Raw genomic sequence first — 26432 nt, forward strand, 5'->3', positions numbered from 1 at the left:
GGAAAGGAGGAATAAGAATGAGAAAGAATCAACAGTTTATTAAGCTCTTTGTTGTACTTTTTTTCGGCACCGCCTTTATTTTTACTTTTTCTCATTTTGGGGCAAGTGCATTCGGAAAGTTAGGAAATGCAGATGGGAAATATTCAGATGGAACGACAATTGGAAGTTTAGATATTTCCGGAAAAACGGATAGTGAAGCGGCTAATATGCTAGAACAAAAATATGTCGATTGGCTGAAAGACACAAAGTTTGAACTTCAATATAGTGAGTTAAGTGTGCCTTTTGACCTAAATATTTTACAACCAGATAAAGAAACTACAATTAATTCAATCAAGGACGGTCAGCAAAACCCAGTTTATATTCGTATCAATCAAACGGATGTAGAGGATCAGTTAAAAATCCTCATGCCTCAGATAAATAGTAAGGAAATAGATTTAAATAAACTAAAAACCGATATTGAAAAGACTGCGGCAAAATTTACGACAGGAACATTTACATTTAATCTAGCTAATGATTATCTACTTGGGGGTAAAAAAGATCTTATCGTAAGCGAATCACTGCTTAATTTAAAGGACATTCCTGCAGACCTGCAAACGTTTGTGGAGAAAAATCCTGAAATCAAAATTGCTGATGGCGCCACTTTTTCTATGCTTGAATTTGCCAAGAATCAAAAGATTGAAAAATCAACTGTGCTTAGTGTAATTGCTACGGGTATTTATCAGACAGTCTTACCAACCAACTTTTCGATTATTGATCGGAATATTAGCAGTTCATTACCAGATTATGCAGTATTAGGATTTGAAGCGATGGTCAGCCCTTCACAAAATACAGATTTTGAGTTCACTAATCCAAATAAATCCAGCTATACGATTCATCTTGAATTAAATAACAATCAGCTTAAAGTAAGCCTAATCGGTGAAAAACTGCTATATAATTATAAGATTACTAAAAAGGACCAGCAGCAATTAAAACCGAAAACAATTGTCCAATACAGTCCACTCCTTAAAACAGGGAAAACGATGGTTAAAACCGAAGGAGCAGATGGCATCTTTGTACATGTATATCGGGATATCTACCAAGGGGAGCAGTACTTGAAAAGTGACCTGATAGCTAAAGATTACTATCCACCTGTTTATCGGGTAGAGGTTCATTCTTTAACTGGAACACAACAAGGTACGCCAAATTCAACTACTGGAAGCCAAACTAACACTACATTGAATTCTTCAACTCCAACTAATCCTGATGGAAGTCAAACTACTTCAACATCTATTACCACACAACAAGATTCTGATGTTGAAGACCTTTGGGGGAAGCCAAATGAACAGCCAAAATAGTACTGAAATAAATAAAAAGAAGCAAGGTAGAACACGTCTTGGTGATTTGTTAATTGAAGAAGGACTCATTACTGTCGAACAGCTGGATACTGTCTTAGATGAAAAAGGGGCAAACCAAAAAATTGGCGAAGCCTTGCTGCAAAGAGGATACATTACGGACCAGCAGCTGGCTGAGGTGCTTCAGCGCCAGCTTGGTATTCCGCATGTAAATCTTTTTCAGTATCCTTTTGATGCCAATCTCTTTTCGATCATTTCCAAGGATACGGCAAGACGGAATTTAATTGTGCCGCTCAAAAAAGAGGGCAACAAGTTATACGTTGCTATGGTTAATCCGATGGATTTTATCATTATTGATGATTTGCGTTTATCAACTGGATTCCAAATCGAACCTGCAATTTCAACAAAAGATGATATTTTACGCACTATTAATAAATATTATGATGATGACGATGCCTTGGAAGAGCTTTTCGATGATTTGTTGCCAAGTGAGCGCGGCCGGGATGAAGATGTCACATACCAGGACTCGCCGGTTGTTCGGTTGGTCAATCAAATTCTTACAAATGCTGTTATCCAAAAGGCTAGTGATATTCATATTGACCCGCAGGAAACAAAGATTGTTGTCCGTTACAGGGTCGACGGAGTATTAAGGGTTGACCGTGTTTTACCACGTCAAATGTTAAGTGTGTTAACAGCAAGAATTAAAATAATGTCGAATCTTGATATTACTGAACACAGGATACCCCAAGATGGCAGGATTAAGCTGCACCTTGATTTCCATCCGATTGATCTTCGTGTCTCAACACTGCCAACCGTATACGGAGAGAAAATCGTTATGCGTCTTTTGGATATGGGGGCAGCCCTCAATGACTTAAATAAGATTGGTTTTAATGCGCTTAATTTTAAGAGGTTCAATGACATGATTGAACAGCCAACCGGAATTGTTCTAATTACCGGACCGACCGGGTCAGGGAAATCATCGACATTATATGCTGCTCTTAACAAGCTAAATAGTGAAGCGGTTAATATTATCACCATTGAGGATCCTGTTGAGTATCAATTGGAAGGGATTAATCAAATTCAGGTTAACACTAATGTCGGGATGACGTTTGCTGCAGGACTTCGTTCAATACTCCGTCAAGATCCTAATATTATCATGGTTGGAGAAATTCGTGATAAAGAAACAGCAGAAGTTGCCATTCGTGCATCATTGACCGGGCACTTAGTCTTAAGCACACTCCACACGAATGATTCATTGGGCACAGTAACGCGCTTAATAGATATGGGAGTCGAACCGTTTTTACTTGCCTCTTCACTTACTGGAATTGTCGCTCAGCGCTTAGTCCGAAAAGTCTGCAAGGATTGTGCTGAGGTTCAGGAGCCTTCATTGCGGGAAAAGGATATTTTTGCAAAACGCGGCTTGAAAATAGATAAGGTAAAGCGAGGAAAGGGATGCCCTTCTTGCAATATGACAGGTTACAAAGGAAGGATAGCCCTTCATGAAGTATTGGTGCTTAATGATGATATGCGAAGAGTCATTATGAATGAAAATTCCTTTCAAAAGCTTAAGGAACATGCGATTAAAAATAAAACCATCTTCTTGATCGATGATGGCTTATTAAAAGTAAAACAAGGCTTAACAACAACTGAAGAAGTATTACGTGTAGCCATTCTGGAGTAGGAGTTCGAACATATGAAAGAAAGAATCGACAATATATTACGAGCCGCACTTGAATTTAAAGCATCTGATATCCATTTAACCGTGGGAGTGCCCCCTGTTTTCCGTATTAATGGAGATATTAAGCGCTATGGGAAGGACATGTTGTTACCTGCGGATACAGAAGCAATTGCCAAAGCGATTGTCCCTGAAAACATGTATGACTTATTTAAGGAAAAGGGAGAACTGGATTTCTCATATGGGATTCCTGGCGTATCACGTTTCCGTGTCAATGCCTACCATCAACGGAAGAGTGTTGCTCTTGCGCTTCGTGTGGTCGCGTCAAAAACGCCAACGATTGAAGAGTTAGATTTGCCTGACATTGTTCCTAAGCTAATGGAAAAGCCTCAAGGATTGATTCTCGTAACAGGACCTACTGGAAGTGGTAAATCAACGACCCTAGCATCGATGATTGATTATATGAATCGAACAATGCGAAAGCATATCATTACCCTGGAAGATCCAATCGAGTATCTTCATAAACATGGCAATTCCATTATTGACCAGCGTGAGGTTGGGTTTGATACGAAATCCTATGCCAATGGTTTAAAAGGGGCACTCCGTCAGGACCCGGATGTGATCTTAGTTGGGGAAATGCGTGACTTAGAAACGATCGGTATTGCCATTACGGCAGCAGAAACAGGGCACTTAGTCCTAGGGACCCTTCATACCTCAAGTGCTCCGGCAACAATTAACCGGATTATTGACGTTTTCCCTCCGGCGCAGCAACCGCAAATAAGAGTACAGCTTGCATCCGTTTTAGTAGGCGTTATTTCTCAGCGCTTATTTCCGACGGTTGGTAAAAAGGGACGGAAAGCGGCAACGGAGATTTTAGTAAATAATCCGGCAATTGCCAACCTCATTCGGGCTGAAAAAATTCACCAAATTTCAAGTACAATGCAAACCTCTCGTGCCCAGGGAATGCATACACTTGAAATGAGCATTCGAGACTTGCTTGACCGTAATTTAATTGAAAAAGAAGCTGCAACAAAATACCTCCACGAAAAGATGATGCAGGATGCCTAGGTTTAAATATTCAGGCCGTGATAAGCGTGGCAAAAAGCAGGGCACTGTTACTGCCGCTTCTAGACGGGAGGCGATGGTTAAGCTTAAAGATGATGGTATAAGGGTTGTCGAAATGAAGGAAGTGCCTGAAACTCTTATGACTATGGAACTAACGATTGGTAATCCTGTCAAACTTCAGGACTTTGTCATATATATCCGGCAATTTGCCACCTTATTAAAGGCTGGAGTTACTATCGTTGAAGCCACATCCGTACTTGCTGCGCAAACAGAAAGTAAAGCATTAAAGCGAATTTTACTGGATGTAGAGCAGGAACTTCGTGAAGGGAACCCGTTTTCTGATGCTGTTTCTAAGCATAAGAAGGTATTTAATTCGATGTTTGTTAATATGGTAAAAGCAGGAGAAGTTAGTGGTAATATAGATGAGACTCTCGAGCGACTCGCAGAAGATTTTGAAAAACAGCATCACACAAGGCAAAAGGTTGTTTCAGCACTTACTTATCCGCTTGTAATAGGTATTATAGCTATCTTTGCAGTTATCTTCTTGCTAGTAGGAGTTGTCCCTAAATTTGTAACCATGTTTGCAGACATGCACGCAGAGCTTCCCGGAATCACGAAGTTCGTTTTAGCGTCAAGCGAATTTATGAAATCCTATTGGTGGATTGTTTTACTCTTATTTATTGCTATTTACCTATTCTTTACGTTTATGAGAAAAAATAAGCAGACTAAATACTATTTAGATTATGCTCTTTTAAGAATGCCGGTTTTCGGCAAAATGATGCAAAAAGCCCAATTAGCGAGAATGATGCGGACACTAAGCACTCTATTTTCTAGCTCTGTTCCTATTCTTCAATCAATGGCAATTGTAGAAAAAGTAGTTGAAAATGAAGTGATTTCAAGGGTTATTCGTGAATCTAGAAACTCTCTTGAGAAGGGCCGCTCCATGACAGAGCCAATGAATGATCACTGGGCCTTTCCTCCTCTTGTGACACAAATGATTTCGATTGGAGAGGGAACTGGGGCTTTAGACGCAATGCTGTCAAAAATTGCTGATTTCTATGAACAAGAAGTCGAAGCCGGAACAGATCGGCTTAAGTCATTAATTGAACCAATCATGATTGTCTTTCTAGCAGGGATTGTCGGGGTAATTGTTCTATCGATTATGATGCCGATGTTCTCAATGTTCGACCAAATGAGCTAAGAAATGTAAATTTTCTGTTAAACATTACAATATTCCATATTTTGAGACAAAATTTGATAAAAAATCTCTTTTTTATTCCTGTCATATATTGTATACTCATAGAGAAATATTACTAGGTTCATAGAACCAGAGGGAGCGGAAAAATGGTACAAGCATTAAAATTAAAAATGAAAGAACAAAAAGGTTTTACTCTAATTGAATTGCTTGCAGTTATTGTTATTTTGGGGATTATCGCTGCGATTGCAATTCCTGCGATTGGGAATGTAATTACTAAATCGGATAATAAGGCAAAAGTACAAGATGCTTTACTTGTAATCAATGCTGCAAAATTATATGTTGCCGATAATAAACCTGATACAGAGATATTCTTATCTAAAGATGGTGGAGCTGTAACAGGTGTAACAACTGCATCTACCCCGATAAAATTAGGAGATTATCTTGAACGGGTTAAGGATGGTGACTTTGTTGTAAAAGTGTCTTTCGACGCTACATCAGGGAAATATACTTATTCAATTACTAATCATGATGCTGTTAAAGTTGTTAAAGGTACAGCCAAAAATGCTGGATATGCATTAGAGAATGAATTAGTAAATAAATAATGCTTACTTACAAAATTTTATTATTTATCTATGGCCTCCTCCTAGGCTCCTTCTTCAACGTAGTAGGCCTAAGAGTACCATTAAAGAAATCAATCGTAAAACCAAGATCATCATGTCCAACATGCGGGCATCAGTTGACCCCATTAGAACTTATTCCGGTTTTATCTTATATGCTTCAAAAGGGGAAATGCCGCGGCTGTCAGTCGCGGATTTCTCCTATCTATCCATTTTTTGAATTACTGACCGGAGTCTTGTTTGCAGCTGCACCATACTTGGTTGGATGGTCTGGAGAATTATTCGTTGCTTTAACGTTAATTTCAATGTTTATAATTATCATCGTATCTGATATTCATTATATGATCATCCCTGATAAAATTTTAATTTGGTTTGCAGGGATTTTTTTATTGGAACGAATTATTATGCCGTTAGACCCATGGTGGGATAGTGCAATAGGTGCTGTCACTGGGTTTTTACTGCTGTTTATTATTATGATCGTCAGCAAAGGCGGTATGGGCTTTGGAGATGTAAAGCTTTACGCCCTGCTCGGTCTAGTCTTAGGGTTTAAACTAGTTCTTTTATCATTCTTTCTTTCAACATTGTACGGTGCTGTAATTGGCGGATTAGCTCAACTTTTTAAAATTGTAAAAAAACGCCAGCCGATTCCATTTGGTCCCTTTATTGCAGCTGGTACTTTGACAGCCTATTTTTGGGGTTGGGATCTGATTGATTTATATTTTCAAATTCTTTTATAAGGATTTTTCATAAGGGGTTCATGATATGGCATTTTCCCTCTTCTCAACTAAAAACCGAATAATCAACTTAGTAATAAATGACCACTCGGTTCGCTTTTTAGAATTGAAACAAGCGAATCCCCCTACACCGCAAAGGTGGAATGAACGCTTCTTGCCGCCTGGAATTATTACGGATGGAAAAATCGTCGATATTGATTCACTTTCAAACATTGTTGAGGAATGTATTGATGAATGGAAAATTCGCAGACGTTCGATTCGCTTTATTGTTCCAGATCCGCTTGTCATTATTCGGAAAGTATCAATTCCTGCTGATGTGCAAGAAGATGAAATTAAGGGGTATCTTTATTTAGAGCTAGGTTCTAGTATACATTTACCGTTCGAGGAACCAGTATTCGACTATTACTCGCTTCCAGAGAACGGCAAGACAAAGGACTTGCTGTTATTTGCAGCGCCGGAACAGAACGTGATGGAGTATGTCGATTTACTCACAAGCCTTAAGTTAAATCCTGTTGCTGCAGATATCTCGCCACTATCTCTCTATCGCCTATATCATCATTTAGAACAGGCTGGCGAGAATGAAGTGCTATTTACGGTCCAATTTGATTTAACGAGCGTAAATTTGTGTATCTTTGATGATACAGTACCGTTAGTTATGCGTCATTTTGCTTTACCGTTTGATTATGACAAATGGGAGATTTCTAGAGATGTACTTGGTTTAATGGTTTGCAAATATACGGGTGAACCGGATGATTTGGTTCTTCAGTTTGAAGATATTTTTAAAGAAATAAATAAGTTGTTGGATTTTTACAGGTATTCCCTTAATAGTGAAAAGCACGATGTCACAAAATTTTTATTAAATGGCGACCATCCGATGCTTATGGCAATTTATGAAGAAATGATGGAAAGATTTGAAATTCCTATTGAACTAATCAATATCGAAAAGGAAGCAAAGAGTAAACCGTTTAGTGTACCGGCTAATTTAATACTGCCTTTAGGTCTTGCTTTAAAAGAGGTGCAATGATGTTAGTAGAAATTAACCTGCTTCCTCAAAAAGAGCCCAAAAAATTCAATATTATTTATTTAACATCTATAGTTGCAGTATTAGTGCTCATAGGCGGTATTTACTTTTGGCAAATTCAGTCTGTTAAAAGTGATTTGGAAGCTGTTGATAGTCAAATTGCGATGACAAAAAAGCTTGCAGATAAACAGCAGCAAAATGCTAGTCAAGCACAAGTAGCATCTTCTGCTGGAACATTAAAATCAGCCGTTGATTGGGCGAAAAACTATCCTATTCAAACAGTACCAGTAATGAGACACCTTACTTCGCTATTGCCAGAACGCGGGTTTATTCAATCCTTTGCTTATACTGAGGCAGGGACTGTCACACTTAGTGTTCAATTTGACAGCGCTAGGGAGGCTGCGTATTTCCTAGATAACTTAAAGGATTCAAAGTGGATTGCAGATGCCAGTCTTAATTCTTTAACTGCTGTCGAGTCTAAGGAAACCACTGGGACTACAGCGCAAAATACCACAACTAATACAAGCAGTCAAAGCACAGGTACCACTACAACGGTGGATAATCAAAATACGGCTAGTTCAAACACTGCAAACACAGGAAATCAAAGTACAGAACCTGCAGGTCAGGCTACTGCAACAGATCCAGCAACAAGTACCGCAAATAATTCAGGTGACGCAGCTAATGTCACAACTACCCAACCTGATAATAATATTCTTCCAAGATATCTTGGGCAATTTGAAATAAAGTTTAATAAAGATGTGATCAAAACTGATTTGAGCAAGAAGAAGGATGAAGGGGGGACTGGATCATGAAGTCTCGCCTCTCAAAATTAGATAAAATCATCGTTGGGGCTGGTTTGCTAATAATAATTCTGGTTTTTGTCTATGCCCAGTTCCTATCGCTAATTCCTTTGAAATCAGATTTAGCATCAAAGCAGCAAGAACAAAAGACTGAACAAAAACTGTTAGATATAATGAGTAAGAAACAGACTGATTCCCAAAAGACAGAACCTGAAAATACAAACGAATTGCAAAAGCAGCTGCCAGTGATGCCGCTGCAGGAACAATTTCTTTTGGATTTAGAAAAAGCTGAAACAGTTTCTAACAGTCAAATAAAATCCATGAGTTTCACAAAAGATGCCGATGTGGCACCACCAGCTAGCGAAACTGCTGCAGCTAACAATGGTACGAATCAAGGAGCAGCACAAAATCAAGGCACAACAAATCAAGCGAATGCTCAAAATCAATCTCCATCGCAAACTCAAACTGCAACTAATCCGGGTACCAATAATCAATCTGCTGCTCAGCAGCCAGCTGCAGCGGCTGCTCCGAACGGATTAAAAAAGATAACTGTTCAACTCCAAGTGGAATCGCAGACTTATGGAGACTTAGAAAAATTCATCGAAACGTTGGAATCCTTACCTCGAATTGTTGTAGTTGAGGCGATTAACTATTCAGGCGGAGAAGAGGTCACTAAGCTTGATCAAGAGAAGCAGCCGTTAAGCTATTCGCTCACACTATCTGCATTCTATATGCCCGGTTTAACTGATCTTGCTGGACAACTGCCAAAAATTGAGGCACCTGCCCCTGCAGGTAAAGATAATCCATTAAGCCAGTTTCCTGAAACGGCAACAACTCAACCATAATTAAAAGTATGCCGAACTTATAAATAATTTGACGAAACTCTAAGATAACAAGACGACAAAAGTCTTGTTATTTTTTTTTGCCGGTATGTTAGGATGGAACATATTACTGTCGAATAGAAAGGAGAGCGTATAGTGGACAAGCCTAAAAAGGGCAATACTATCACGATTAAATTAAATGGAGAACCCAAATCCTTTCGTGAAGAACCCCAAAAAATTGCGCCGGAACCTACACCAGAACCTATTCCAAACGAAATAAAAATAGATTCAGAATTACACGAATCAGAAGGAGTCAATGAAGCAGCAGCGGCTCAGGAATCAATCGAAGAAAGCTTTGATTGGATTATTCCTGAATCCTCTGAAAATGATGTAGAGGAATTTACAATAGCCAATTCCCAAAACTTTAAAAACAGCAAACCTAAAAAGTCTTTGATGTCATTTGCTAGTTTTTCCAACAAAAACAATCGTCGGCCGATAGGATCTATTGTCATTACCGCCGTTTTTGCGATTCTCATTGGATTAACGATTGGTTTTTTTATGCTGAAGCTAGTCATAACGGAATCGGGTGAAAAAGCTGTCACCGAACCAAATGTGGTTGGAGAAACAGGAAATGGAAAAGAACAACCGGAAACAACGGATAAAGCAGCATCAGCAGCTATCGAACAGTTGAACACCTATGTAGTCCAAGGCGGTGTTTTTACCTCGAAAGCAGGTGCAGAGGATACTGCTAAACAATTAAAGTCTAAAGGTATTCCTTCTGAACAGGTAGAAATCGGCGGCAAGTTTTATTTATTTTTAAGCGTGGCGGATTCGCTTGAAACGGCCAAATCAATAAGTACCAAATACAAAGATAAGGGTGCCGAGGGGGCCTTCGCGAAACAATTGATGCTAGATGAAAAGAAGCTTTCAAACCTTACAGATAATGAAAAGAGTTTTATCGAATCACTTCCTAGTATTTATCAATCTCTTTCAACCCAGGTTTCTGGAGCGCTTGTTTCGAGCAGCGTTTCTGCAGATGCTGGTAAAAGTGAAAAACTCAAAATAAACAATATTAAAAATGAAAATATCAATAAAATGAAATTAGAGTTAGTGGGTGCTGACGAAAAGGTAAAAGCTTTTCAAAAGTCCAAGGATACAAAAAGCCTGCTTGAAGCTGAGCAGCATTTGTTGAACTTCCTGTCCATTTATAATTCGTTGTAGCATCTTTTGACAAACTAAACCACCGCTCGATATTTTCCGGGAAATTATTGCAAAATAAAGCCTGCCGAATAGACGGCGGGCTTTTTATAGCACGCTATTCGGCAAATATTGATAAAAGTTGTATAATCTGACAAATTTCTTCAAAATTTAATAATATAAAAATTGTTTGCACCGCTCTTTTTTGATACGATTAAGTTGTATCTCCCTAAAGCGTTGCAAAAAAAGGTAAGGTGATGAAATGCAGAACCTCATTTTAGCCTCTTCTTCTCCACGGCGAAAAGAACTTCTAGAAAATCTCCATTTAACATTCGCAATTTCAAGCAGTGATGTGGATGAAAGCTTTGACCCCAAGCTTTCTCCGGAAGAAGTCGTAATGGAATTGGCGGAACGCAAGGCCCAGGCTGTTTTTAAAGAAAACAGGGATGCCTTTGTGATTGGTTCCGACACGATTGTGGTTGCAAATAATCAAATCTTGGGAAAGCCAGCTGATGAGGCGGAAGCTGTACAGATGTTAAAAATCCTTTCAGGCAGTCAGCATGAAGTATTTACAGGTGTTTCAATTCTATCTCCAACTAGCTCTACAAAGTTTTATGAAAAAACAGATGTTTGGTTTTGGGAGTTAACGGATGATGAAATACGGTCATATGTGAAAAGCGGTGAACCGCTTGATAAAGCAGGGGCATATGGCATTCAGCAGCTTGGAAGCATGCTTGTCAAAAAAATCCATGGGGACTATTTTGCGGTTGTCGGCCTGCCGGTTGCAAGAACAATTAGGGAATTGAAACGGTTAGGCTATCATTTGCCGTATTAATTTTTTTCTAACATTAACTCCCGACATTAAGGGAGGGAAAAGTAATGTCAAGCGACACATTAATGATTCGTGATTTCCCGCAAGATGAACGGCCAAGAGAACGGTTTATCCAGCATGGCCCGCAAAGTTTATCCAATCACGAGTTAATTGCAATATTGCTTCGTACCGGAACGAAGGATGAATCAGTGTTGCAATTATCGAATCGCCTCTTAACTCATTTTGAGGGTTTAAGGCTTTTAAAAGCGGCCACTTTAGAGGAAATTACCGAAATAAAAGGGATTGGCTCGGCGAAAGCGATTCAGCTTCTGGCGGCTGTTGAAATTGGCAGGAGAATTGCCAATTTGGAATATAATGACCGCTATGTGATCCGCTCGCCGGAAGACGGGGCCAAGTATGTCATGAACGATATGCGTTTTCTGTCGCAGGAGCATTTTGTCTGCTTGTATTTAAATACCAAGAATCAGGTCATGCATAAGCAAACGGTATTTATTGGCAGCTTAAACGCTTCCATCGTTCACCCGCGTGAGGTATATCGGGAGGCATTAAAGCGGTCTGCTGCATCCATTATTGCTCTTCACAATCACCCATCCGGTGACCCCGCGCCTAGCCGGGAGGACATTGAAGTGACAAAGCGGCTGGTAGAATGCGGCAAGATCATTGGCATCGATCTCCTTGATCACATCATCATCGGGGAAAATAAGTTTGTCAGCTTGAAGGAAAAAGGATATTTGTAATGCTATTATTTTATTTGACGTTAGGCTATAATATTGTTTATGATTTTTTAGGACTGCCTATTTATGTACGTTACAATTTTTTGAAATTTTTACGATAAACACCTGCCTTAGGACAGTGCATTTAGTATCAGAAAGGGAGATACAACGTTATGTTTGGAATTGGAACAAAGGATCTTGGGATAGATTTAGGAACTGCCAACACCCTTGTCTATGTAAAGGGGAAAGGGATTGTCACAAGGGAGCCATCTGTGGTGGCCATGCAAACAGATACAAAACACATAGTTGCGGTTGGAAATGACGCAAAAAACATGATAGGCCGGACTCCGGGAAATGTGGTGGCCGTTCGCCCAATGAAGGATGGCGTCATCGCTGATTTTGAAATAACAGCTATTATGATGAAGCATTTATTCCGCGAAGCCCAAAAGAATAAAGGCTTTTTCGCCGGTAAGCCGTATGTGATGGTCTGTGTACCATCAGGGATTACCGCAGTTGAAGAGAGAGCGGTTATCGATGCAACAAGACAAGCGGGAGCAAAGGATGCTTACACAATTGAAGAGCCGTTTGCTGCCGCTATTGGTGCCAACCTTCCAGTCTGGGAACCGACGGGAAGCATGGTTGTAGACATCGGCGGAGGTACAACGGAAGTAGCGATTATTTCTTTAGGGGGAATTGTTACTTGCCAGTCAATCCGTGTTGCCGGTGATGAGATGGATGAGGCGATTATTTCCTATATTAGAAAAACATATAATTTGATGATCGGTGACCGAACTGCGGAAACAATCAAAATGGAAATCGGTTCTGCAGGCACGCCTGAAGGTATCGATAACATGGAGATTCGCGGCCGTGACCTTCTGACTGGTTTGCCAAAAACAATTGAAATTTCCGCTAAGGAAATTGCCTCCGCTTTAAGTGATACTGTTTATGCCATTGTTGAAGCAGTGAAGAATACGCTTGAAAAAACACCACCGGAATTGGCTGCCGATATTATGGACCGCGGCATCGTCCTCACGGGCGGCGGGGCGCTGCTGCGCAATATTGACCGTGTTATTAGCGAGGAAACAAAAATGCCTGTCCTGATTGCAGAAAACCCGCTCGATTGCGTGGCAATCGGCACAGGAAAAGCTTTAGATCATATCCATTTATTTAAAAATAAAGCTAAAGATTCTAGATAAAGAGAAAAGCGGAAGCGCCTTGTTCAGGGGCTTATGACCCCGAGCCCCTAGGCGCTGGAGCTGGACAATGAAAAAAATAGAGGTGTAATATCATGCCACAGTTCTTTTTGAATAAGCGTTTGATCATTTTGCTCGTCAGCATCATTGTTCTCGTGGCATTGATTGGGTTTTCTTTAAGGGAGAGAAGTAAACTTACCTGGCCGGAACAGTTCGTCAAAGACACCACCGGTTGGGTTCAATCCCTGGTTTCAAGGCCTGCCCAGTATGTTGCGGGCTTTTTTGAAAATCTTCAGGATTTGCAAGATACATATGATGAGAATAAGGGATTAAAATCACGCGTTGAAAAAATTGCCAGCCTTGAAGCAGAAGTTCAAGAACTGAAAAAAGACAACAAAGAATTACGTGACGTTCTCGATGAAAAAAAGACCCTGAGAGATTTGGAACCAATGCCGGCAACAGTTATTGGCAGAAATCCTGATCGTTGGCATGAAATGATTATTATCAATAAAGGCAAGTTAGATGGAATTAAAAAAAATATGGCTGTTGTAACAGCAACAGGATTGATTGGAAAGGTGAAAAACGTCACCCAATTTAGCTCAACAGTGCAGCTATTGAGTGCGATGGACCCGAAAAACAGGATTTCTGCTGTGATTCAGGGGGAAACCGAGGTTTACGGATTCGTTCAGGGCTTTGATGATAAACAAAAAATGCTTCTCGTTAAAGCAATTCCATCAGGAGCAAAGGTGGAAAAAGGGCAGACGGTCATCACCTCAGGAATGGGCGGTGTTTTTCCTAAGGGGTTGATGATTGGAAAGGTAGAAGAGGTGAAACCGGACCAATATGGCTTAAATCAAACCGCACTAGTGAAGCCGGGAGCGGACTTTTACGATATTGAAAATGTCATGGTCATTAAAAGGTTAATGACAAGCCCCGAGGAAAGTGTGATGAAATCTGGGAAGGAGGAAGACTTGTGAGGAAATTCTTTCTCCCTCTTTTGTTTTTGCTCCTTTTTATTTTTGAAAGTCTGTTTGTTCAATTTTTGCCCGCTGAGTCCTTTGGAAACCGTATACTAGTTCCGCGGTTCCTGTTTGCCACTCTGCTTTTTTTGACAATATATGTTGGGAAAAATCAAGGGATTATCTATGCGGCCATCTTTGGACTTTTATTTGATATCGTATATGTCGAAATTATTGGCATCTATTTTTTCTTGTTTCCATTTATCTGCTACCTAGCAGCAAAGGTTATGCAGGTGATTCAGTCCAATATCGTTGTCGCTTTCTTCGTTTCCCTTTTGGGAGTTGCGCTGTTAGAAGCGGGCGTGTATGAAATTAATTATTTAATTCATGTGACAAATCTTGATTTTATGAGCTTTGTCAATTTGCGTTTCTATCCCACTCTTATATTAAATGGAACTTTTCTCCTGATAGCAGCCTATCCTTTAAAACGCGGCTTTGAAAAACATGCCGAAGCACTGCGGGAGGATTTATGAATCGGGGAATGGGGCAGGTATGGCCGCTTCCTCATTCACAGTTTTATCCTGAATAACAAAGTTTGGGGAATGTTTTTTTTAAAAAGGAGAATGGACAGTTCGTGTCGAATTCTTTAAAGATGGATGTTTATGATTTGGATTTGGAAAATAATGGCTTAAATCCGAAATTGTTTTTGTATTTTGAGGTGAAAATTCTCCATGAAAAATCGGCAAAATGTTACAATAAAAGGAACAAAGGACGGACTTGTCCTTCATCTGGATGATACCTGTTCCTATGAGGAATTAAAGCAAGAACTGGACCAAAAGCTCTCCGCCAACTCTAGAACGGAGGAGGAGCGCCACTTAATTTCTGTGAAAGTGGATATTGGCAATCGCTATTTAACGGACGGACAAAAGGAAGAACTAAAAGAATTAATCCGCCAAAAGAAAAACTTAATGGTGGATGATATTGAATCAAATGTGATTACGAAGGAAGAAGCCAATCGTCTAAAGGAAGAAAACGAGGTCGTAACGGTTTCAAGAATCGTCCGTTCCGGGCAGGTATTAAGAGTACCAGGGGATTTACTGTTAATTGGCGATGTGAATCCAGGTGGAACCGTGATTGCGGGCGGGAATATTTTTATAATGGGTGTCCTCAAAGGAGTTGCTCATGCAGGGTGTTTTGGCAATGAACAGGCAGTCATTGCCGCTTCGAGCATGAAGCCATCGCAGCTAAGAATCGGCGAATATATAAATAGATCCCCAGATTCGAATCCTGCTAATGAGCACAGAGAAATGGAATGTGCTTACATAAATGAGAACCATTATATTATTATCGATAGATTACAAGCTTTAAATCATTTAAGGCCTAATTTAACGAGATTAGAAGGGGGACATTAAAGTGGGAGAAGCAATCGTAATTACATCTGGTAAGGGCGGCGTCGGCAAAACAACAACCTCTGCTAATATCGGCACTTCGCTGGCTCTTCAGGGAAAGAAAGTATGCTTAATAGATACGGACATCGGCCTTCGAAACTTAGATGTCGTAATGGGGTTAGAAAATAGAATTATTTATGATTTAGTCGATGTGGTTGAAAAAAGATGCAAAACCCATCAGGCACTCGTTAAGGATAAGCGATTTGACGGCCTTTTGTATTTGCTTCCGGCAGCGCAGACTGTCGATAAGTCAGCTGTTACACCCGAGCAGATGCAAGAGTTAATTACTGAGTTAAAGCAGGACTATGACTACATAATCATCGATTGCCCGGCCGGAATCGAGCAGGGCTATAAGAATGCCGTGGCTGGTGCGGATAAAGCCATTGTGGTTACCACGCCGGAGGTTTCTGCTGTCCGCGATGCCGACAGGATCATCGGACTTTTAGAAAAAGAAAAAGATATGGAGCCGCCAAGGTTAATCGTCAACCGAATTCGCAATCATATGATGAAGACCGGTGATATGCTTGATATCGATGAAATTACCCAACATTTATCAATCGAACTGATTGGCATTGTTGCTGACGATGAAGAGGTCATCAAAGCCTCCAATCATGGTGAGCCGATTGCACTAAACCCAAACAGCAAGGCATCGATCGCCTACCGAAACATCGCAAGAAGAATTCTCGGAGAGTCCATCCCGCTTCAATCACTCGAAGATCAAAATAAAGGTGTATTTTCAAAACTGAAGAAATTCTTTGGAGTTCGATAAAATCAAAGCCTGTTCACAAGATCTGCGGACGGGCTTTTTTATATGCTTGTCATACTCTATTAAAACTCTACATAAACTTGTACAAACTGTGTGAAAAGGGTTGATGAGTATGGCGCGGTCTACTCCGGATGAAATACGGCGGCGAATCGCAAAGAGAAAAAAAGAGATGGGCAGCAGCAAGGCAAGTGCGCCAGAACGGAATTTGTTATGGCCAGGTGATGAAGAAAAATACGAATATAATTATATTCCCCCGTCTACAGGTGGCGATGATGATGATGGACACCCTTTATTTAAAAAGGAAGTCTTCTTTTTCAAAATTTTAGCATCCATTCTCTTGTTCCTAGTGGTGGCAATTATGTTCCGCAATCAATCGGCCACATTTCAGCCGGCGAGGGACGTCGTCCTAAAAACGATGGATCAAGATTTCAAGTTTGCTGTTGTTTCTAAGTGGTATGAAGATAAGTTCGGCAAGCCGCTTGCTTTGTTGCCTTTTTCTGAAAAAGACAAATCGGATGCGAAAGAGCAGGTCCAAAAAGGGGCTGTGCCTGTTACAGGAAAAATTCTTGAGAACTTTGAAAAGAACGGCCAGGGAATTATGATTGAGACTGGCAAAGGAGCGGCGGTCCAAGCAATCAGTGACGGGTTTGTCATGGATGCTGGAGAAAAAGAAGGCATCGGGAAAACCGTCGTGATCCAGCATTCCGATGGAACAGAAACATGGTATGGGAATTTAAAAGATATCAAGGTCAAACTCTATGAATATATCGATAAAAGAGCAGTGGTGGGGACAGTTTCTGATTCAGGGGGAGAGGACAAAACAAAAGGCCAGTATTATTTTGCTGTTAAAAAAGGCGAAGAGTTCATCGACCCAATTCAGGTGATTCGTCTTGAATAAATCGATCGAGTTACTCCGGCATGTTCACATCCACCCGCTGTTATGGTTAGTCATTGCACTATCAATCGCCACGGCCCATTTTATGGAAGTGAGTTTACTCCTGGGTATCATTTTCGTACATGAAATGGGGCATGCGGCGGCGGCTTCTTTTTTTTCCTGGAGAATCAAAAGAATCACCCTCCTGCCATTTGGCGGGGTCGCGGAGATGGATGAGCACGGGAATCGTCCATTAAAGGAAGAGGCGATTGTCGTCTTGGCAGGTCCGCTCCAGCATGTCTGGATGGTGGCAGCGGCATTTGCCCTCCTTCATTTCAACCTGTTTCCCGAGGATTTATTTCCATTATTTATCGAATATAATCTGATGATTTTAATTTTTAACCTTTTTCCAGTTTGGCCGCTCGATGGTGGGAAACTGGTATTTTTACTGCTATCATTGAAAAATTCTTTTGCAAGTGCCCATCGCACCACGCTGATGATTTCCTTCGTCAGTTTATGCATGTTTTCATTTGTAATATTAGCCACAGCACCAGCCCACATCAATGTTTGGGTAGTAATCGGCTTCTTATTCTTCTCGCTTTATTACGAATGGAAGCAGCGGCGCTTTATTTTCATGCGCTTTTTACTTGAACGTTATTACGGGAAAAAATCATCAAGTCCAGACTCCTTGAAACCCATCCAGGCAGACGAGCAGGATCTTTTGATTAACGTTTTGGAAAAATTCCAGCGCGGCTGCAAGCACCCTATAATTGTCGAGGTCGACGGCAGGGAAAAAGGCACTCTCGATGAAAATGAACTGCTGCATGCCTATTTCACAGAAAAACGTTTAAACGACAAAATTAGTGACCTTCTCTTTTTGTATTAGTAATGTATAATAGATAGAAAGCAGGGAGCGCTCGTGTGGGTACGAGCGCTTTTTCCTGTAACTTTGGGTAAAATAATGGTTAACCCAATAAGCTATTTTTAAAAAGGTGAGGAAACAAGGTTTGGAAACATTAATTATAAATTACATAGGGCGGGAAAAGCGCTTCGCTTATCTCCGTGGAAATCGTCTAGAAAAGATTATTTTTGACCGGCCAGAACATCGATCGCTGGTTGGTAATATCTATTATGGGACCGTGACAAAGGTTCTGCCCGGGATGAATGCTGTTTTTATCGATATCGGGGAAGAGAAGAATGCTTATTTACATCGTGATCAGCTTCCCACATATTTGTTAGCATCAGAAAAACAAGGAAATGTATCGTCCTATGTTCATCAAGGGGAAAAGCTGCTTGTTCAGGTTGACAAGGATGCGACAGGCAATAAGGGTCCAAAAGTAACAGGCATTATTGAAATACAAGGCACAAGCCTGATTTACATGCCAAAAGGGCGCTATGTAGCGGTATCGAAAAAAATTGCCGATGAAAAGCAAAAAGCAAAGCTCCGCCGGACTGGCAACCATATGAAAACCGAAGAAGAAGGCCTGATTTTTCGGACATCAAGCATTACCGCAACCGAAGATGAGCTCCGCGAAGAATTAAGCAGCCTGCGTATACAATATCAAGAATTTACCAAAAAAGCTGCGACCTTAAAAAAGCCGGGACTAATTTTTCAAAAAGATACCTTTCTCGAAATGATTCAAAATCAAGCCGAAAAAATGTCGGCGGGTGAAATCATCGTAGATGATCTGGAATTCAAAAAACTACTCGAAGAAAAGTATCCCTGCACCTATTATAATGGAAAAGAAAATATCTTTTCCGCTCACCAAATTGAGCATGAAATCGATAAAGCTCTAAAGCGGGTTGTCTGGCTTGACCATGGTGCCTATCTCATCTTTGATGAAACAGAGGCCCTCACCATTATTGATGTAAATACCGGGAAATTTTCCGGAAAAGCGGACTATCAGGATACCGTGCTTAAAACCAATCAGCTGGCAGCGAAAGAAATCGTCAGACAACTGCGCCTTCGTGATATTGGCGGTATTGTGCTTATTGATTTTATTGACATGAATCGTGATTCGGACAAGCAATCGATTCTAAATCTTTTTGAAAAAGAACTGTCAAAGGATGAGAAGAGAACGAAAGTGATTGGCTTTACGCTGCTAGGGATTCTGCAGCTGACTAGAAAAAAAACGAAGGTTACCTTGTCGGAAGCGTTGCAGGATAAGTGTCCGGTATGTGAGGGGACTGGAAAAATCTTAAGTGCAGAGACGATAGCGTTCCGACTAGAAAGGGAGCTATTGGAGCATCGCTATTCTGAATTTGAAGCAGTCCTGGTAGAAACGACAAAAGAGGTTAAAGAGCATCTCCTTCCCCATTTAGAAATCTTGGAAGAAATGCTTCATTTTAAGGTGTTTTTTACAACCACCACAGTCCCAGCACATTATTATTTATTGAAGCAATTCGGGCCAGTGGATGAGATATCCCAAAAAGCTGTTGACACTTTCGTCTAAATTATGTATGATTTTAATGTTATGTTTGTAGCGCACCCGTGCTACAACCGCACATGACAGGTAGTAAGTCTTACGCCTTAGCATAAGCGCCTGTTTTTGGCGAGTCTGAGTTTATAAGGAGGTGCAGTTCATGTACGCAATTATCGAAACTGGCGGAAAGCAAGTGAAAGTTGAAGAAGGTCAAGCTATCTACATTGAAAAACTAAATGCAGAAGCTGGCGAAACAGTTACTTTTGACAAGGTTCTTTTCGTTGGCGGTGAAAATGTAAAAGTAGGAAGCCCTGTTGTTGCAGGCGCTACTGTTACAGCTAAAGTTGAAAAACAAGGCCGTCAAAAGAAAATCATTGTTTTCAAGTACAAGGCGAAGAAAAACAACCGTAAGAAGCAAGGTCATCGTCAACCTTATACTAAAGTAGTCATCGAAAAAATCAACGCGTAAGGTGTTGAGCAATAGATGATTCGCATTACGATTAATCGTACTGAATACGGACTCGTTCACTCCTTTACGATGAGCGGACATGCTGACTTTGCAAAACATGGCCAAGATATTGTTTGTGCTGGTGCATCGGCTGTTTCATTTGGAACAGTTAATGCCATCGAGGCTCTTACGGGAGTCAAAGCACAAGTTAAACAAGGGAATGGCGGCTTTCTCCAATGTACGTTTCCAGAGAATATTTCAAACGAAACACAAGAGAAAGTACAGTTATTGCTTGAGGCGATGATTGTCTCACTCCAAGGGATTGAACAGGAGTACGGAAAGCACATAAAATTAACCTTCAAACAGTAGGAGGTGGAACAAATGTTAAGATTAGATCTTCAGTTTTTCGCTTCTAAAAAGGGAGTAGGTTCTACAAAGAACGGACGTGACTCAATCGCAAAGCGCCTTGGTGCTAAGCGTGCGGACGGTCAATTCGTAACTGGTGGTTCTATCCTATACCGTCAACGCGGTACTAAGATTTACCCAGGTGAAAACGTTGGCCGCGGCGGAGACGACACTCTATTTGCGAAAATCGACGGCGTTGTAAAATTTGAGCGCTTAGGTCGTGACCGCAAAAAAGTGAGCGTATATCCAGTAGCTCAAGAAGCTTAAAGTTACTAGAAAACTCTAACCATAACGGTTAGAGTTTTCTTTTTACCTTAACACCTCACCTGTTTATTCATCATCATTGCACTTTTGCCTCTCCAAATCGTATCATTCAACATAAAAATTGCTTACTCATGGTTGTTTTTTTGATATACTAACAGAAAATAGTTTCCGATAAAGGATTGGGAGAGTACGCATGGAGAAAGAATGGGATATTATCGAAGTGCTGCGGCATTCACGACATGATTGGTTAAATAAGCTGCAGCTCATCAAAGGTAACCTCGACTTAAATCGAATTGACCGGGTTAAAGAGGTCATAACGGAAATTGTAGTGGAGGCACAGCATGAGACAAAGCTGTCTAATCTGGGACTTCCGCAATTTGCCTCATTATTATTTACAGCTAATTGGGAAAGTCATTCCTTTCAGCTAGAATATGAGGTTTTTGAGGATTCTGAGTACATAAAGATTAATGACTTCAAATTGACTGAATGGACAAAATCCCTTTTTACCGGTTTAAATCAGGCGATTGAAGCATTTCAAGAAAACCATTTATCCATAACAATTGAACCGCAGTCGGATGGAATTCGTTTCTTTTTTGATTTTCGCGGGATAATAAATAATAAGGAACTGATTGAAAAATTCCTGTCCGGATCACAAGAGGTGACCGTAAAGGAATTTACCGAAAGCGAATTCGCGTTAGAGGTGTTTATGCCTGCTGTTAAATAGAGGTAAGCACTTGCGATCTCGTCGCATTCATCAGTTATTTCAAAGTACGACGGGAGGATCAACATGTTTGTCGATCAAGTAAAAATTTATGTAAAAGGCGGCGATGGCGGTAACGGAATGGTTGCGTTTCGCCGTGAGAAATATGTACCTAATGGCGGTCCCGCTGGAGGCGACGGCGGTAAAGGTGCTAATGTAGTTTTTGAAGTAGAAGAAGGCTTGCGGACGCTGATGGATTTCCGCTATCAGCGCCATTTTAAGGCACCTCGGGGCGAGCATGGCATGTCCAAGGGGCAGCACGGAAGAGGCGCCAAGGATATGATTGTTAAAGTGCCGCCTGGAACGGTTGTCATGGATGCGGCTACAAATGAGGTCATTGCCGATTTAGTTGAGCATGGTCAGCGTGCAGTTATCGCCAAAGGCGGACGCGGCGGACGCGGTAATACAAGATTCGCGACTCCAGCAAACCCTGCACCTGAGATAGCCGAAAATGGTGAACCGGGCCAGGAGCGCGATGTGATCTTGGAATTAAAGCTCCTTGCTGATGTTGGTCTTGTTGGATTCCCAAGTGTTGGAAAGTCGACATTGTTGTCAGTTGTATCTTCAGCCAAGCCAAAAATTGCGGAATATCATTTTACGACCATCGTTCCTAATCTCGGAATGGTTGAAACCGAAGATGGACGCAGCTTTGTCATGGCCGACCTGCCTGGCCTTATTGAAGGGGCACATGCGGGTGTTGGGTTAGGGCACCAATTCTTACGTCATATTGAACGGACAAGAGTCATCGTCCATGTCATTGACATGGCGGCAACTGAAGGCAGGGACCCGTATGAGGACTATCTAACGATTAACCGGGAACTGCAAGAATACAATCTCCGTTTAACTGAGCGTCCGCAGATTATCGTCGCGAACAAAATGGATATGCCTGATGCAGAAGAGAACTTGCAAAAATTTAAAGAGAAGCTGCAGGAGGATTACCCGATTTTTCCGATTTCTGCACTATCGCGGAAAGGCCTCCGCGAGCTGTTGTTTGCCGTTGCTGATAAGATTGAGGAAACACCGGAATTCCCGCTTCAGCATGAAGAAGAAGAGGAAACAGGTGTTCACCGCGTTGTATATAAACACGAAGCCGATGCTGATGCGTTTAACATTACAAGAGACCCGGATGGAGCATTTGTCCTTTCAGGTGAGAAAATTGAAAGGCTGTTTAAGATGACTGATTTTTCAAGGGATGAATCTGTGCGCCGTTTTTCACGCCAGCTCCGCGGCTTTGGGGTTGACGATGCCTTAAGAAAAAGAGGGGCAAAAGATGGGGATATCGTGAGGCTGCTGGAATTTGAATTTGAGTTTTTAGAATAAGTTGAGGTCCCTAAGAGGGAGAGATGAGCATGGCTAACTTTGATAAAAAATTTTATTTGGTCCGTGAGGATGTTCTGTCGGATGCGATGAAGAAAACCATCGAAGCGAAGGACATGCTGGAAAGAGGGAAGGCTGAATCCATTGGGGATGCAGTTCAAAAGGTGGATTTAAGTAGAAGTGCTTTTTATAAATATAGAGACACTGTCTTTCCTTTTTCTTCGGTTTCAAAGGACCGGATTATGTCGCTATTTTTCCATTTGGAGGACCGTTCCGGAACCCTGTCAAAACTGTTAAGTGTTGTTGCGGGTTCAGGCTGCAATGTTCTAACGATTCACCAAACGATTCCGCTTATGGGGCGAGCTAATGTTACACTTTCATTAAACACTGCAGGTATGGTTCATGATATAGATTCTTTGCTGGCCGAACTGAGAAAGCTAGAATTTGTAGAAAAAGTTGAAGTGCTGGGAACAGGTGCATAGTGAACAAAAGTTCACTGGCCCGGCTCTCAGCTTTCTTTTTAGAAAGGGAGTAGAGAAAAGTGAAGGTAGGATACTTAGGACCAAAGGCGACATTCACAGAGATAGCCGTAAGAAGAGTTTTTTCGGGATTTGAACATATACCGTTCCAGACGATTCCGGGATGCATGGATGCTGTTGTTGAACAGGAAGTGGATTTCGCTGTTGTTCCGCTTGAGAATGCGCTCGAAGGGTCCGTCAATATTACCCTTGATTATTTAACCCAGGAAGTCGATCTTCCGATTATTGGCGAAATTACGCTTCCCATTAAGCAGCATTTAATGGTTCATCCTTCAAATGCCTCGGACTGGCACCAGGTTTCAAAAGTCTATAGCCATTCGCATGCGATTGCCCAGTGCCATAAATTTTTACATACGCAATTAAAAGGTGTTCCATTTGAAAGTGTGTCATCCACCGCGGCGGCTGCTAAAATGGTGATGGAAACACCAGAGGCTAATATTGCCGCTATTGCAAATGAGCTTGCTGCTGAGGAATACGGTCTTTCTATTGTCCGGAGAAATATCCATGATTTTGATTATAACCATACTCGATTTGTTGTTTTAGCAAAGGAACAAACTGAATTGAAGGGCTTGAGTGGCTCAGCTCACCATAAAACGACCTTAATGGTTACTCTTCCATCAGACCAGGCAGGTGCGCTGCATCAGGTTCTGTCTGCATTTGCGTGGAGACGGATTAACCTCTCGAAAATAGAGTCTAGACCAATGAAAACCGGTATCGGTAATTACTTTTTCATTATTGATTTAGAAATGAATCTTGATGAAGTGTTAATTCCAGGGGCCATGGCTGAGTTGGAAGCATTGGGCTGCGGCGTGAAGCTGTTGGGGAGTTATCCTTCGGTGATGGTTGAGATGAGCTAGTACAATAAAGAAAAATCAGGACCCGTCAACCGACGAGTCCTTTTAAAATTCCATCAAAAATCCGGCTTCCTTCATGGCCGCCTCCGTACGCGTTATTGCTTCCTCACTAGAAGCAGAAATTGTATGCAGATGGATGCCATCTGTCAGTTCCGATAAAAAAGCTGCCTTATTGCTGCGAATTCTTTCGATAAACTGCTTCACTTCCTGCCGGTTCGAAACCATAATCGAAGCTGTTAAGTCCCCGTAAACAGCATGCTCAATTCTAACATCCTTTACGGTCACGCCATTGTCAACAAAAATATACAGCTCTTTTTCCGTATCCTCTGGGTTATGTCGGCAGGCAATTGTTTTTTCGAAAACATGGGCGCCGGGAGCTTGGCTAAAATACATGTACCCTTGACTTGTCGCAATTATCGGTTCATTTTTCGCTTTAAGGAGAGTGATATCGCCTACGATGACCTGCCTGCTTACATTAGTTCTAGCAGCAAGGTCGCTTCCAGTTAGAGGAGAAGCACTTTCCTTTAGCAGTTTTAATATCAGAGTCCTCCTTTCCTCTCCTAAGATTTTCTTTTGCTCCGTCATAAAAACCCTCCCGTTTGATATCTGTGAACCTATTCTAACATAATTTCGCCTAATTAAATAACAGATGAGACCGCAAATTCATTGGCAATTTTCAATATCCCTGCGCCCAAAGCTTCGATTTCATTCATCGTTGTGGGATGGCCGAATGAGATACGGATAAATTCCTTCGATTCATCAATTGTCAGCCCCAATGCCTGGGTGACCTTTGCAGGCGTCAGCATGCCAATCTGGCAGGCACTTCCGGTTGATATTGCAAAACCCAACCGGTTGCATTCAAGCATCATCCATTGGCCCTCGATGCCGGAAATCCGCATGCCGATGATATTCGGCAACTGTGAATCGCCTTCAGCCTGATAGACGTGGACTCGTTCACTGATAGGTTGAAGGGCGTTAAGAATAGCGTGCCGGAGTTCAACAAATCTTCGCGCATTCTCTTGAATTCTGCCCGTAATTTTCTGGGCTGCGGTGGTCATCGCGGCAATTGCAGGCACATTAACAGTGCCGGGTCTAAATCCTTTTTCATGAGAAGTCCCCGGAAAAAACGGATTCCATCCAATTTTTGGATTAACATACGCCCCTCCAATTCCTTTTGGACCGTAAATTTTATGTCCGGAAAAAGAAAAGCTGCCTACCAAAGGAGTAATGTTTCGTACATCAATTTTTCCAAAGGACTGGACCATATCGGTATGAAAATGGATATCGTGCTCAGTGCAGATTTTTGCAAGCTGCTCGATGGGCTGGATGGTGCCTATTTCAGAATTAACATGCTGAATGGCAGCAAGAATGGTATCCGGTTTGATGGCATTTAATAGATTTTCAGGATCAATCACCCCGGATGAATTGAATGGTAAATAGGTAATAGAATAACCATCTTTTTCAAGCCGTTTCAAGATTCCATGGACGGACGAGTGCTCCGCCATTCCAGCAATGATATGTTTGCCTTGTTTTTTTGGAGCAGATAATAATGCCTCAATAGCTAAGAAATTTCCTTCAGAACCCCCGCTTGTAAAAAACAAACCCTGTTTATCCACGCCCAAAAGCTGGGCCATTTCTTCCCGGCAATGCTCAAGCAATGCAGCAGATTGTCCCCCGATATCATGGAGGCTGCTGGAATTACCAAAGAACTCGGTCGAAGCCTTTACAAAAATCTCTGCTGCTTCTGGATCCAACGGGGTTGTGGCAGCATAATCAAAATATTTCATTTTTGCACTCCCTTAGTTTAATAGAAAAATATGTTTACTACATGCCCGACATCGTGAAAAAACCGGTGCCCTGGTCACGTAGAGTTGGTTCTACGTGACCGACCTCGTGGAAAAACCGGAGCCCTGGTCACGTAGAGTGGTTCTACGTGCACGACTTTGTTAAAAAACCGGAGCCCTGGTCACGTAGAGTGGTTCTACGTGCCCGACTTTGTGGAAAAACCGGAGCCCTGGTCACGTAGAGTGGTTCTACGTGCCCGACTTTGTTAAAAAACCGGAGCCCTGGTCACGTAGAGTGGTTCTACGTGCCCGACCTCGTGGAAAAACCGGAGCCCTGGTCACGTAGAGTGGTTCAACGTGCCCGACTTTGTTAAAAAACCGGAGCCCTGGTCAC

At 41.5% G+C, this 26432-nt stretch carries 29 protein-coding genes and 1 other annotated feature; of the genes, 27 read left to right on the forward strand and 2 right to left on the reverse strand.

Annotation, left to right across the window (positions count from 1 at the left end; all coding sequences use genetic code 11):
- Positions 1–17: 17 nt before the first annotated feature.
- The 27 genes from KHA99_RS23930 (at position 18) to pheA (ending at position 24257) form a co-directional block, all read left to right on the forward strand.
- On the forward strand, positions 18–1334 hold the full coding sequence (locus KHA99_RS23930) for a VanW family protein (RefSeq protein ID WP_213120005.1): 1317 nt from the start codon (positions 18–20) through the stop codon (positions 1332–1334).
- On the forward strand, positions 1318–3012 hold the full coding sequence (locus KHA99_RS23935) for a GspE/PulE family protein (RefSeq protein WP_213120006.1): 1695 nt from the start codon (positions 1318–1320) through the stop codon (positions 3010–3012). The genes KHA99_RS23930 and KHA99_RS23935 overlap by 17 nt, the downstream gene beginning before the upstream one ends.
- Positions 3013–3024: 12 nt before the next feature.
- Positions 3025–4074 (forward strand): type IV pilus twitching motility protein PilT, encoded by a 1050-nt coding sequence (locus KHA99_RS23940; RefSeq protein WP_213120007.1) that lies wholly within the window; start codon positions 3025–3027, stop codon positions 4072–4074.
- Positions 4067–5272: a type II secretion system F family protein gene (locus KHA99_RS23945; protein ID WP_213120008.1), complete on the forward strand. Its 1206-nt coding sequence runs from the start codon at positions 4067–4069 to the stop codon at positions 5270–5272. The genes KHA99_RS23940 and KHA99_RS23945 overlap by 8 nt, the downstream gene beginning before the upstream one ends.
- 143 nt (positions 5273–5415) lie before the next feature.
- Positions 5416–5871, forward strand: coding sequence for a prepilin-type N-terminal cleavage/methylation domain-containing protein (locus KHA99_RS23950; RefSeq protein WP_307852156.1), 456 nt, complete (start codon positions 5416–5418; stop codon positions 5869–5871).
- Positions 5871–6623, forward strand: coding sequence for a prepilin peptidase (locus KHA99_RS23955; protein WP_213120009.1), 753 nt, complete (start codon positions 5871–5873; stop codon positions 6621–6623). Before KHA99_RS23950 ends, KHA99_RS23955 begins: the two co-directional genes overlap by 1 nt.
- Positions 6624–6648: 25 nt before the next feature.
- Positions 6649–7644, forward strand: a complete 996-nt coding sequence (gene pilM / locus KHA99_RS23960) for a type IV pilus biogenesis protein PilM (RefSeq protein WP_213120010.1) — start codon at positions 6649–6651, stop codon at positions 7642–7644.
- Positions 7644–8453 (forward strand): PilN domain-containing protein, encoded by an 810-nt coding sequence (locus tag KHA99_RS23965; protein ID WP_213120011.1) that lies wholly within the window; start codon positions 7644–7646, stop codon positions 8451–8453. Before pilM ends, KHA99_RS23965 begins: the two co-directional genes overlap by 1 nt.
- On the forward strand, positions 8450–9286 hold the full coding sequence (locus KHA99_RS23970; RefSeq protein WP_213120012.1) for a hypothetical protein: 837 nt from the start codon (positions 8450–8452) through the stop codon (positions 9284–9286). The genes KHA99_RS23965 and KHA99_RS23970 overlap by 4 nt, the downstream gene beginning before the upstream one ends.
- A 132-nt stretch (positions 9287–9418) precedes the next feature.
- A complete protein-coding gene (locus tag KHA99_RS31435) occupies positions 9419–10483 on the forward strand; it encodes an SPOR domain-containing protein (RefSeq protein ID WP_213120013.1) in 1065 nt (354 codons plus the stop codon).
- A 238-nt stretch (positions 10484–10721) separates the two neighbouring features.
- Positions 10722–11294 (forward strand): Maf family protein, encoded by a 573-nt coding sequence (locus tag KHA99_RS23980; RefSeq protein WP_213120014.1) that lies wholly within the window; start codon positions 10722–10724, stop codon positions 11292–11294.
- Positions 11295–11338: 44 nt separating this feature from the next.
- Positions 11339–12028 (forward strand): RadC family protein, encoded by a 690-nt coding sequence (gene radC, locus KHA99_RS23985; RefSeq protein ID WP_213120015.1) that lies wholly within the window; start codon positions 11339–11341, stop codon positions 12026–12028.
- Between the two features lie 149 nt (positions 12029–12177).
- The gene (locus KHA99_RS23990) at positions 12178–13200 is read left to right on the forward strand and encodes a rod shape-determining protein (protein WP_213120016.1); all 1023 of its coding nucleotides are present in this window, start codon (positions 12178–12180) and stop codon (positions 13198–13200) included.
- 92 nt (positions 13201–13292) lie between these two features.
- A complete protein-coding gene (gene mreC, locus KHA99_RS23995; protein ID WP_213120017.1) occupies positions 13293–14174 on the forward strand; it encodes a rod shape-determining protein MreC in 882 nt (293 codons plus the stop codon).
- Entirely contained in the window at positions 14171–14689 is a 519-nt protein-coding gene (gene mreD, locus KHA99_RS24000; RefSeq protein ID WP_213120018.1) for a rod shape-determining protein MreD, read from the forward strand. The genes mreC and mreD overlap by 4 nt, the downstream gene beginning before the upstream one ends.
- 198 nt (positions 14690–14887) lie before the next feature.
- On the forward strand, positions 14888–15568 hold the full coding sequence (minC, locus tag KHA99_RS24005) for a septum site-determining protein MinC (RefSeq protein ID WP_213120019.1): 681 nt from the start codon (positions 14888–14890) through the stop codon (positions 15566–15568).
- 1 nt (position 15569) lies between these two features.
- Positions 15570–16373 (forward strand): septum site-determining protein MinD, encoded by an 804-nt coding sequence (gene minD / locus KHA99_RS24010; RefSeq protein WP_213120020.1) that lies wholly within the window; start codon positions 15570–15572, stop codon positions 16371–16373.
- A 109-nt stretch (positions 16374–16482) separates the two neighbouring features.
- Positions 16483–17268: a M23 family metallopeptidase gene (locus KHA99_RS24015; protein WP_213120021.1), complete on the forward strand. Its 786-nt coding sequence runs from the start codon at positions 16483–16485 to the stop codon at positions 17266–17268.
- Positions 17261–18130, forward strand: a complete 870-nt coding sequence (locus KHA99_RS24020; RefSeq protein WP_213120022.1) for a M50 family metallopeptidase — start codon at positions 17261–17263, stop codon at positions 18128–18130. Before KHA99_RS24015 ends, KHA99_RS24020 begins: the two co-directional genes overlap by 8 nt.
- Positions 18131–18251: 121 nt before the next feature.
- Entirely contained in the window at positions 18252–19697 is a 1446-nt protein-coding gene (locus KHA99_RS24025) for an Rne/Rng family ribonuclease (RefSeq protein WP_213120023.1), read from the forward strand.
- A gap of 35 nt (positions 19698–19732) precedes the next feature.
- Positions 19733–19814, forward strand: a sequence feature (ribosomal protein L21 leader region).
- Positions 19815–19827: 13 nt separating this feature from the next.
- Complete coding sequence (rplU, locus tag KHA99_RS24030; protein WP_213120024.1) at positions 19828–20136, forward strand: 50S ribosomal protein L21; 309 nt, start codon at positions 19828–19830, stop codon at positions 20134–20136.
- A gap of 15 nt (positions 20137–20151) precedes the next feature.
- Complete coding sequence (locus KHA99_RS24035) at positions 20152–20484, forward strand: ribosomal-processing cysteine protease Prp (protein ID WP_213120025.1); 333 nt, start codon at positions 20152–20154, stop codon at positions 20482–20484.
- Between the two features lie 12 nt (positions 20485–20496).
- Positions 20497–20787 (forward strand): 50S ribosomal protein L27, encoded by a 291-nt coding sequence (rpmA, locus tag KHA99_RS24040; RefSeq protein WP_213120026.1) that lies wholly within the window; start codon positions 20497–20499, stop codon positions 20785–20787.
- 190 nt (positions 20788–20977) lie between these two features.
- Positions 20978–21508: a sporulation initiation phosphotransferase B gene (locus KHA99_RS24045; protein ID WP_213120027.1), complete on the forward strand. Its 531-nt coding sequence runs from the start codon at positions 20978–20980 to the stop codon at positions 21506–21508.
- A gap of 63 nt (positions 21509–21571) precedes the next feature.
- The gene (obgE, locus tag KHA99_RS24050; protein ID WP_213120028.1) at positions 21572–22864 is read left to right on the forward strand and encodes a GTPase ObgE; all 1293 of its coding nucleotides are present in this window, start codon (positions 21572–21574) and stop codon (positions 22862–22864) included.
- A gap of 23 nt (positions 22865–22887) precedes the next feature.
- On the forward strand, positions 22888–23343 hold the full coding sequence (thrR, locus tag KHA99_RS24055) for a transcriptional regulator ThrR (RefSeq protein WP_372447635.1): 456 nt from the start codon (positions 22888–22890) through the stop codon (positions 23341–23343).
- A gap of 59 nt (positions 23344–23402) precedes the next feature.
- Positions 23403–24257: a prephenate dehydratase gene (pheA, locus tag KHA99_RS24060; RefSeq protein WP_213120030.1), complete on the forward strand. Its 855-nt coding sequence runs from the start codon at positions 23403–23405 to the stop codon at positions 24255–24257.
- Positions 24258–24299: 42 nt separating this feature from the next.
- Here pheA and KHA99_RS24065 read toward each other — a convergent pair whose 3' ends face one another.
- Complete coding sequence (locus tag KHA99_RS24065; protein WP_213120031.1) at positions 24300–24839, reverse strand: transcription repressor NadR; 540 nt, start codon at positions 24837–24839, stop codon at positions 24300–24302.
- 53 nt (positions 24840–24892) lie between these two features.
- Positions 24893–26041: an IscS subfamily cysteine desulfurase gene (locus KHA99_RS24070; RefSeq protein WP_213120032.1), complete on the reverse strand. Its 1149-nt coding sequence runs from the start codon at positions 26039–26041 to the stop codon at positions 24893–24895.
- Positions 26042–26432: the final 391 nt, after the last annotated feature.

Source organism: Neobacillus rhizophilus, assembly GCF_018343535.1.
In the GTDB taxonomy this organism is placed as follows: domain Bacteria; phylum Bacillota; class Bacilli; order Bacillales; family Cytobacillaceae; genus Neobacillus; species Neobacillus rhizophilus.

Excerpts from the sequence above, each read along its gene's own strand:
- minC (WP_213120019.1), top strand. The coding sequence starts at position 14,888 with ATGAAAAATCGGCAAAATGTTACAATAAAAGGAACAAAGGACGGACTT.
- pilM (WP_213120010.1), top strand. The coding sequence starts at position 6,649 with ATGGCATTTTCCCTCTTCTCAACTAAAAACCGAATAATCAACTTAGTA.
- KHA99_RS23940 (WP_213120007.1), top strand. The coding sequence starts at position 3,025 with ATGAAAGAAAGAATCGACAATATATTACGAGCCGCACTTGAATTTAAA.
- KHA99_RS24035 (WP_213120025.1), top strand. The coding sequence starts at position 20,152 with ATGATTCGCATTACGATTAATCGTACTGAATACGGACTCGTTCACTCC.
- KHA99_RS24045 (WP_213120027.1), top strand. The coding sequence starts at position 20,978 with ATGGAGAAAGAATGGGATATTATCGAAGTGCTGCGGCATTCACGACAT.
- KHA99_RS23945 (WP_213120008.1), top strand. The coding sequence starts at position 4,067 with ATGCCTAGGTTTAAATATTCAGGCCGTGATAAGCGTGGCAAAAAGCAG.
- KHA99_RS23935 (WP_213120006.1), top strand. The coding sequence starts at position 1,318 with ATGAACAGCCAAAATAGTACTGAAATAAATAAAAAGAAGCAAGGTAGA.
- KHA99_RS23980 (WP_213120014.1), top strand. The coding sequence starts at position 10,722 with ATGCAGAACCTCATTTTAGCCTCTTCTTCTCCACGGCGAAAAGAACTT.
- rplU (WP_213120024.1), top strand. The coding sequence starts at position 19,828 with ATGTACGCAATTATCGAAACTGGCGGAAAGCAAGTGAAAGTTGAAGAA.
- thrR (WP_372447635.1), top strand. The coding sequence starts at position 22,888 with ATGAGCATGGCTAACTTTGATAAAAAATTTTATTTGGTCCGTGAGGAT.
- obgE (WP_213120028.1), top strand. The coding sequence starts at position 21,572 with ATGTTTGTCGATCAAGTAAAAATTTATGTAAAAGGCGGCGATGGCGGT.
- KHA99_RS24015 (WP_213120021.1), top strand. The coding sequence starts at position 16,483 with ATGGCGCGGTCTACTCCGGATGAAATACGGCGGCGAATCGCAAAGAGA.
- rpmA (WP_213120026.1), top strand. The coding sequence starts at position 20,497 with ATGTTAAGATTAGATCTTCAGTTTTTCGCTTCTAAAAAGGGAGTAGGT.
- KHA99_RS23990 (WP_213120016.1), top strand. The coding sequence starts at position 12,178 with ATGTTTGGAATTGGAACAAAGGATCTTGGGATAGATTTAGGAACTGCC.
- radC (WP_213120015.1), top strand. The coding sequence starts at position 11,339 with ATGTCAAGCGACACATTAATGATTCGTGATTTCCCGCAAGATGAACGG.
- KHA99_RS24070 (WP_213120032.1), bottom strand. The coding sequence starts at position 26,041 with ATGAAATATTTTGATTATGCTGCCACAACCCCGTTGGATCCAGAAGCA.
- KHA99_RS23965 (WP_213120011.1), top strand. The coding sequence starts at position 7,644 with ATGTTAGTAGAAATTAACCTGCTTCCTCAAAAAGAGCCCAAAAAATTC.
- KHA99_RS23930 (WP_213120005.1), top strand. The coding sequence starts at position 18 with ATGAGAAAGAATCAACAGTTTATTAAGCTCTTTGTTGTACTTTTTTTC.
- KHA99_RS23950 (WP_307852156.1), top strand. The coding sequence starts at position 5,416 with ATGGTACAAGCATTAAAATTAAAAATGAAAGAACAAAAAGGTTTTACT.
- mreC (WP_213120017.1), top strand. The coding sequence starts at position 13,293 with ATGCCACAGTTCTTTTTGAATAAGCGTTTGATCATTTTGCTCGTCAGC.
- KHA99_RS24065 (WP_213120031.1), bottom strand. The coding sequence starts at position 24,839 with ATGACGGAGCAAAAGAAAATCTTAGGAGAGGAAAGGAGGACTCTGATA.
- KHA99_RS23970 (WP_213120012.1), top strand. The coding sequence starts at position 8,450 with ATGAAGTCTCGCCTCTCAAAATTAGATAAAATCATCGTTGGGGCTGGT.
- KHA99_RS23955 (WP_213120009.1), top strand. The coding sequence starts at position 5,871 with ATGCTTACTTACAAAATTTTATTATTTATCTATGGCCTCCTCCTAGGC.